At 62.6% G+C, this 7,174-nt stretch carries 7 protein-coding genes and 1 pseudogene; 4 read left to right on the plus strand and 4 right to left on the minus strand.

Going from position 1 to position 7,174, the window contains the following annotated elements:
* The 4 genes from WCA85_RS03910 to mpl form a co-directional block, all read right to left on the minus strand.
* Positions 1 to 513 (minus strand): shikimate dehydrogenase (locus tag WCA85_RS03910; protein WP_424061863.1); only part of this gene is annotated, 513 nt, incomplete at its 3' end.
* A complete protein-coding gene (locus WCA85_RS03915; protein WP_424061864.1) occupies positions 510 to 2,645 on the minus strand; it encodes a ribonuclease catalytic domain-containing protein in 2,136 nt (711 codons plus the stop codon). The genes WCA85_RS03910 and WCA85_RS03915, both read right to left, overlap by 4 nt.
* Before the next feature lie 124 nt (positions 2,646 to 2,769).
* Positions 2,770 to 3,372: a YqiA/YcfP family alpha/beta fold hydrolase gene (locus WCA85_RS03920; protein WP_424061865.1), complete on the minus strand. Its 603-nt coding sequence runs from the start codon at positions 3,370 to 3,372 to the stop codon at positions 2,770 to 2,772.
* Positions 3,369 to 4,829 (minus strand): UDP-N-acetylmuramate:L-alanyl-gamma-D-glutamyl-meso-diaminopimelate ligase, encoded by a 1,461-nt coding sequence (gene mpl, locus WCA85_RS03925; protein ID WP_424061866.1) that lies wholly within the window; start codon positions 4,827 to 4,829, stop codon positions 3,369 to 3,371. The genes WCA85_RS03920 and mpl overlap by 4 nt, the downstream gene beginning before the upstream one ends.
* A gap of 276 nt (positions 4,830 to 5,105) precedes the next feature.
* On the opposite strand from mpl, the gene WCA85_RS03930 reads away from it, so the two are divergent.
* The 4 genes and pseudogenes from WCA85_RS03930 to WCA85_RS03945 form a co-directional block, all read left to right on the plus strand.
* Positions 5,106 to 5,759 (plus strand): UDP-N-acetylmuramate--alanine ligase, encoded by a 654-nt coding sequence (locus WCA85_RS03930; protein WP_424061867.1) that lies wholly within the window; start codon positions 5,106 to 5,108, stop codon positions 5,757 to 5,759.
* A 19-nt stretch (positions 5,760 to 5,778) separates the two neighbouring features.
* A complete protein-coding gene (locus tag WCA85_RS03935) occupies positions 5,779 to 6,330 on the plus strand; it encodes a TlpA family protein disulfide reductase (protein ID WP_424061868.1) in 552 nt (183 codons plus the stop codon).
* A gap of 194 nt (positions 6,331 to 6,524) precedes the next feature.
* Positions 6,525 to 6,980 carry a type II 3-dehydroquinate dehydratase gene (gene aroQ, locus WCA85_RS03940; RefSeq protein ID WP_424061869.1) on the plus strand — a complete coding sequence of 152 codons (456 nt, stop codon included), beginning with the start codon at positions 6,525 to 6,527 and terminating at the stop codon, positions 6,978 to 6,980.
* Between the two features lie 69 nt (positions 6,981 to 7,049).
* Positions 7,050 to 7,174: pseudogene (locus WCA85_RS03945) on the plus strand (acetyl-CoA carboxylase biotin carboxyl carrier protein); the annotation flags it as partial.

Raw genomic sequence — 7,174 nt, forward strand, 5'->3', positions numbered from 1 at the left:
CGGCAGCACCACGCCGCGCGCGGCGCCACCCGCGCCCAGCAGCAGAATGCGCGCGTCCTTGAGCGGGGTCGCCAGATTCACTTCAATGTCCCGCACGAGGCCAAGGCCGTCCGTGTTGTCGCCATGAATATCGCCCGCCTCGAAGCGCAAGGTGTTCACCGCCCCCGCCGCAGCCGCACGCGGCGACAGCTTCGTGGCCAGCGAGTGAGCCTCCAGCTTGAACGGCACGGTGACGTTCAGACCACGACCACCGGCTTCGATAAACGCGCGAACGTGGGGCGCAAAGGCATCGATTGGCGCCAGCAGATGGGTGTATTCGATCGGCTCGCCTGTCTGTTCGGCAAAGCGTGCGTGAATGAACGGTGACTTGCTGTGCCCGATCGGATTGCCGATTACCGCATAACGGTCGCGCGGGCCGGTGACCGGGGACGCATGGTCCCTCGTCCGGCCGGTTGCCGACTCGGCGGACGGCGCACTCGGCTGCGAAGTCGTCGGCGGTAAGGTCTGGCTCATTGCCCCGGCTCCGCGACGTGCTGACCCGACGGTGCTTCTTCGCCGTTTTCGCCTTTCGCGCCGTTGCCGTTTTCCTCTGCCTCGCCCTCGCTACTGGCTTCCGCCTCGGCTTCGGCTTCTGCTTCGGCCTCCGCTTCGCTCTGCGCAGAGTCATCCGCGGCATCGAGCAGTTCCTCTTCGCCCTCTTCGCCCTCGTCGGCTTCTTCGGCTTCCGTGCCACTCGTGACTGTCGGTGCGTCGAGCACCTTCACCATCCGCACGGACGCTTCCACAGTCAGTTCATCAATCGACATCACGTCCATCAGCAGACGCGTCCCGCGCGCGTGCACGCCCAGCGCCGGCACATGCAACAGCAACGGAATCTCTTCAAGCCGCACCAGATCGTCCTTCACCACCGTCGCCACAACCTGCTTCTTGTTTTCCTGCTTCAGCCAGCGCAGACACCAGAAATATTCCATGCGGCGCTGGTGATCGGCATAAGCCGAATATGTGTCGTCGAAGCCCTGCACGACGGCGAACAGATCGGCATCTTTCGGCTTGAACGGCGCGGCCAGCTTGGCGGTGACGCCGTGCTGCACGCAAGCCAGCAATTGCCATTGATTGACGAGGTCAACGTAGCGGCGCAGCGGCGACGTGCTCCACGCATACTGTGTCACGCCGAGCCCTTCGTGCGGCGCCGCGTTGGTCTGCATGCGCGTGCGCTTCGGACCGGACGGCGCGCCGAACGCGCGTTGTGTCCGGTAGATCCCCGGCACGCCGTGATCGTGCAAAAACGCACCCCACGACGAGTTGGCGTGAATCGCCAGTTCGGCGACGATCGTATCGAGCGGCGAGCCACGGCGGCGTGGCGTAATGGTGATGTGCTCGCCGTCGACGTAAAAGTTGAAGTCGGTATTGCGCTGCACTTCACGCCGCAGCCCGTAACCCGCCCGGGCCTGCTGACGCTTTTCAAACAGCGCGAGCGCAAACGGCCAAAGCACCGCGATGTCTTCCTTGTGCGGATAGTCACCCGTGCCCTCGGCGAGTGCTTCTTCCGTGACCAGCTCGTCCAGCGTGTTGTGGCGCAGATTGTTCTTCACGAACACCCGCTCCGCACGCGTCTCGGTCGCGACGATCTCCTGCGTTTCGCGATTGACGATCACATACAACGACAGTGCCGGTCGCAGGCCACCCTCGGCGAGCGTGAAGGCTTCGACGACGCTATCGGGCAGCATCGTGATCTTGTCGCCGGGCATATAGACGGTCGACAGACGGTTGCGAGCAATGGCATCAACCTCGTCGCCACGCTGAATCCCCAGCGCCGGCGCGGCGATATGCACGCCGATCCGCACCCGGCCGTCGGAAAGATGCTCGACGGAAAATGCATCGTCGATTTCCGTGGTGGTCACGTCGTCGATCGAGAACGCCTGCACGTCCGCTTCCGGCAGATCCTCAGGCAACGCGCCCGCCGTCACGGCGGCAAAACCGGTGCCATGCGGGAAAAACTCCGACAGGAACTTCGCTTCGTGCAGCGCACGCGCCGACGGAATGCCGCCGCACTCGAGCATCAGACGCGCCTGCGAGATGCCGCGCGCCGCTGCTGCGGCTTCCAGCGCCTTGTATTCAATCGTGTTCTTGTCAGGCCTGGTCAACAGACCGAGCGCCTTACCGGCAAGCGCCTCCGGCAGACGGCCCGCCTTCAGTTCTTCCTCATACCCGGCTTGCACCAACCCTTGCTGACGCTTGCGTTCAAGCGAAGCCAACGCCATCTGCAGTTGCTCTTGCGGCGCGCGTTGGTACTGGCCGCGGCCTTTGCGGCGAAAGTACACCGGCGCCGCGTGCATGCGCAGCACCAGCGCCGCCCGTTCGACCGGACCAAAGGACGCGCCAAAGTAATCGGCGCCCAGCGTCGCAAACGGAAACTCGTCTTCAGGCGCACATTCCCACAGGAAATCCAGATCGATTTCCTGGGCCGCGGCGTCGGCTTGCTGGATCAGATCGCCGGCGCTCGGTTTTTCGAATTCGATCAGCACGTCCTTGGCGCGCACTTTCGTGCGTCGGCCGCCCGGCAACTCGACCTGGAACGCATCGCCCTGGCGCGACAGCACGCTGCCTGCCTTGAAACTGCCCGATTCCTCAAAGAAAACGTTCACTCAATACTCTCGTTCTGACTTGCATCTGCCGTAGCGCCTCGCGGATTGACTCTGGCCGCGCAACGGCAACGTGTTCGTGGTGGTGGGTCCGCCGCGCTCATATCCTGTGCGCTGACGGCATGAATCAGGCCGCCGCGCGGGGCGCCGGCGGTTCTACATTCTCGGCATTGCAAAAGGCCAGCACGTCGTCGACGTACTCTTCGAACTCGCTGATAGCGTGGTCGCTGCCTTCAATCAAGGTAGTGCGCGCGCCGGGGTAGTGCGCGAGCATCTCGCGGTAATCGAGTACTTCGTCGCCGGTGGCGGCAATCAAATAATAGCGTTCGGGCCGCGTGATGGCGCCAACGCTCAATGCACGCAGTTCATCCAGATGATGCGGCTCGACGACGATGCTGCCACCGCCGTGCCACAAAGGCTGCTCGCCCAGGTACTGGCTCAGGTCACGCTGCGGCACGACTGCCGGATTCAGCAGGACGGCCGGCCAGCCATGCTTTTCAGCCAGGTGCGTGGCGAAGTAGCCGCCGAGCGAACTGCCCACGACGGTGACCCGTGCAGGCTCGGCCGCTGCAACCAGCGTTTCAACCAGCCCGATCGTTTCGAACGGCGAAACCGGCAGCATCGGACAACACCATTCCTCGTTGCGGCCCAGCTCAGCGAGACGCGTGGCCATCACGCGGGCCTTGAACGAGTTCGGCGAGGAGCGGAAGCCGTGCAGGTAGAGAATCACGCCGCGCCCTGCCTGGGTGAGTTCGATTGCGCTTCAGCCGCCTGCGCCTGAGCGCGAGCCGGCCGCGCCTGAGCCGGCCGCACGGAAAGCGCATCGAGGAGCTTTTGATGGACACCACCAAAGCCGCCATTGCTCATCACCAGCACCTGATCGCCGGGCCGCGCCGCCGCCGCGACCGCCTTGACGAGCGCGTCGAGATTATCGAAGGCCTGCGCCTTGTCGCCGAGCGGCGCCAGCGCTTCGCCCAGATTCCAGCCCAGCGCGTCGCGACCGGTGGGCGCGCCATAGCCGAACACAAGGTCCGCGTCGGCGAGGCTCGCTGGCAGTTGCGCTTTCATCACGCCCAGCTTCATGGTGTTGGAGCGCGGCTCCAGCACGGCGAGGATCCGCGTGTTTTCACTGCCCACTCGCGTACGCAAGCCCGCCACCGTGGTTTCGATGGCGGTGGGATGGTGGGCGAAGTCGTCATAGACGGTCACGCCGTCGACACTGCCCCGCACTTCCATGCGGCGCTTCACGTTGCGAAAGCTCGCCAGCGACTGCGCGGCTTGCGCAGGCGGCACGCCAACGCTGCGCGCCGCAGCGATCGCGGCAATCGCGTTCATGCGGTTGTGTTCACCCTGCACCTGCCATTCGACTACGCCCACCCGCTCGCCATTGTGATAAACGGCAAAACGTTCATCCACCGGCACACCGTCTTCAGCCGGCAGCGCTTCCCAGCCGCCCTGCACGCCAAAGCGCTCCACTTCGCTCCAGCAGCCGCGCGTCAACACACGTTCGAGGGCATCCTCGCGGCCATTGCTGACAATCCGCCCAATGCCCGGCACGGTGCGGATCAGATGATGGAACTGAGTCTCGATAGCGGCGAGATCGGGGAAAATGTCAGCGTGATCGAATTCGAGGTTGTTCAGGATTGCCGTGCGCGGGCGGTAATGGACGAACTTCGAGCGCTTGTCGAAGAAGGCCGTATCGTATTCATCGGCTTCGATCACGAAGAAGCTCGAATCGGTGAGCCGCGCCGAAACGCCAAAGTTCAGCGGCACGCCGCCAATCAGGAAGCCCGGATTCATGCCCGCATCTTCGAGCAGCCACGTGAGCATCGAACTCGTGGTCGTCTTGCCGTGCGTGCCGGCGACCGCCAGCACCCATTTGCCGTTCAGCACATGCTCGCCCAGCCATTGCGGGCCGGACAGGTACGGCAGGCCACGGTCGAGAATCGCTTCCATCAGCGGATTGCCGCGCGTCACCACGTTACCGATCACAAACAGATCCGGGTTCAGATCGATCTGCTCCGCGCCGTAACCCTCAATCAGCCGAATGCCTTGCGCCTCGAGTTGTGTGCTCATCGGCGGGTAGACGCCGGCGTCGCAGCCGGTCACGGTATGTCCGGCGCCGCGCGCGAGCACCGCAAGACCGCCCATGAACGTACCGCAGATGCCGAGGATGTGGATGTGCATAAGCCTGTCGTGCCGCGCGGGCGTATTTTTTGCGTGGGAAGGGTAAGCAGGAAGGGCCGCGAAGGTCGATCCGCAAAGGACGTTATTGTAACCGACGCCCCTCGATCGCCCTACGCCCGCGCGAGGCGCTGCTGCTGTCCGGGCCGCCCCCGGAGCCAGCCTCGTCGCCGTGCATTGGAAGGCTGCAGGTCTGGATGGCCGTAAGGTCAAACCCCCTTTAGCCGCGCACCCGTAAGCCCCAAAAGGGCGGAGTTCATTCTCTAGTATGATTGTGGGATGGTTCGCAAATCACATTTCGATCCGCAGCGGGTGCGCGAGGAAATCGCCATCGCCGCTGCGCGGATGATCGCCGAAGACGGTCTCGATTACTCGACGGCCAAGCGCAAAGCTGCGCGTCAGGTCGTCGGCGAGACGCATGTCTCCGGCGAATGGCTGCCGGATAACGACCAGATCGAGGAAGAAATCCGCGAATACCAGTCACTCTTCCAGGGCGACAGCCAGCCGATCGTCCTGCGCCGGCTACGAAGTGTCGCGCTTGACTGGATGCAACGGCTCGCGCCGTTCAACCCATATCTGACTGGCGCCGTGCTAAGCGGTACGGCCGGTGAACATTCGGATGTCTATCTGCAGGCGTTCTGCGACAACCCCAAGGAAGTCGCCATCTACTTCCTGAACGCGAATATCCAGTACGACGTGTCGGAGACTCGCCATTTTGCCGGCCGTGGCTACGTGGAAACCTTGAGCTTCCTATGGCGCCCCGAGCGCGAAGGCCGTGACGCCGGCCCGGTTGGTGTGCATGTCGCGCTCTATGGCACGGATGATCTGCGCGGTGCCGTACGCGCCGACGCCCGCGGCCGGCTCGCACGCGCGAGCGTTCAGACGGTGCAGGCGCTGCTCGACGAAAGCCGCGCGTCCTCTCCCAATAATTGATCGAATTGACCGGGCAAGTATGAAGACCAAGCGAATTCTGGCAGGTGCAGCGGTGGCGATTGTCGCGGCAGGTATCGGCGCATTTGCGAGTCACAGCCTGCTCACCAACGACGGAGGCGAAGTCGCCCACGCCGCCCAGCCTGCCCCGCAAAATGCCGTCGCACAGTTGTGGGCCGCCCCCGTCACCGATCCCAACGGCAAACCGCAATCGCTGAACCTGTTCAAGGGCCATCCGGTCGTGATCAATTTCTGGGCGTCGTGGTGCGGGCCTTGCGTCGAAGAAATGCCGGCGCTGTCGCAGTTGCAGCGTCAGTACGCACACAAGGGCATCGAGTTTGTCGGACTAGGTGTTGATTCCGACAAAAACGTGCAGGCCTTCCTGCAAAAGGTGCAGATTAACTACCCCGTGTTTGTAATTGGCTTTGGCGGCGCGGACCTCGCCCGCGCCTTCGGCAATAATGCGGGCGGCCTGCCGTTTACTGTCGTGATTGACGCTAAAGGCAACGTTCGGTCGACAAAATTAGGTCAAATCCAGCCAGCCGAGCTGAAGCAGACACTCGACGCGCTTTGAGTTTCACATTGTTTTGAGCATGAGATGCCGTCAAAACCGGCAAGAATCCATGCAAATTGCGTAAAATTGCCGGAAGATGCAACGCTTGAGCATATATTGGAAGCCGCCGAAATCAATCCTTACGCGCGTGAAACTAGACAAGTTTCTCTAATCAGCGCTAAAGTGCGCCCAATTCCACGGAAATAGAAGCAACCATGACGCGACTGCTGGTACTGCACGGACCTAACCTCAACCTTCTCGGCACCCGGGAACCTGAGGTCTACGGTCATGTGACGTTGCCGCAGATCGATCAGGCACTGGCCGACCGCGCAGCGGACGCTGGTGTCGAACTGGCCTCGTTCCAGAGCAATCACGAAGGCGCTCTGGTGGATCGCATCCAATCCGCACGGATCGAAAAAACCGATTTCATTCTGATCAATCCCGCTGCCTACACGCACACCAGCGTGGCCATTCGGGACGCACTGGCGGGCGTCGGCATCCCGTTCGTCGAGATTCATCTGTCGAATGTGCATCGTCGCGAAACGTTCCGGCATCACTCGTATTTTTCCGACCAGGCAGAGGGCGTTATCTGCGGCCTTGGCTGGAAGGGATATCTTTACGCGCTCGAATTCGCGCTCGACCGGCTCGCCGCCGGCTCGTCGCGCGGCTGATTCCAACAAACCTGTATTGCGCCGGCAGGCACAGCCGCCGGCACTTCACGCATTAAAAGGGGATGCCCAATGGATCTACGTAAACTGAAGACTCTGATCGACCTCGTCTCCGAGTCCGGTATTTCCGAACTGGAAGTGACTGAGGGCGAAGGCAAGGTCCGCATCGTCAAGAATGCGCCGCCGGTTTACGTGCA

Source organism: Paraburkholderia sp., assembly GCF_049581445.1.
Classification (GTDB): Bacteria; Pseudomonadota; Gammaproteobacteria; order Burkholderiales; family Burkholderiaceae; genus Paraburkholderia.

What these genes read in the sequence shown, in the direction of transcription:
- aroQ (WP_424061869.1), top strand. Translation starts at nt 6,525, where the DNA reads ATGACGCGACTGCTGGTACTGCACGGACCTAACCTCAACCTTCTCGGC.
- WCA85_RS03935 (WP_424061868.1), top strand. Translation starts at nt 5,779, where the DNA reads ATGAAGACCAAGCGAATTCTGGCAGGTGCAGCGGTGGCGATTGTCGCG.
- mpl (WP_424061866.1), bottom strand. Translation starts at nt 4,829, where the DNA reads ATGCACATCCACATCCTCGGCATCTGCGGTACGTTCATGGGCGGTCTT.
- WCA85_RS03930 (WP_424061867.1), top strand. Translation starts at nt 5,106, where the DNA reads ATGGTTCGCAAATCACATTTCGATCCGCAGCGGGTGCGCGAGGAAATC.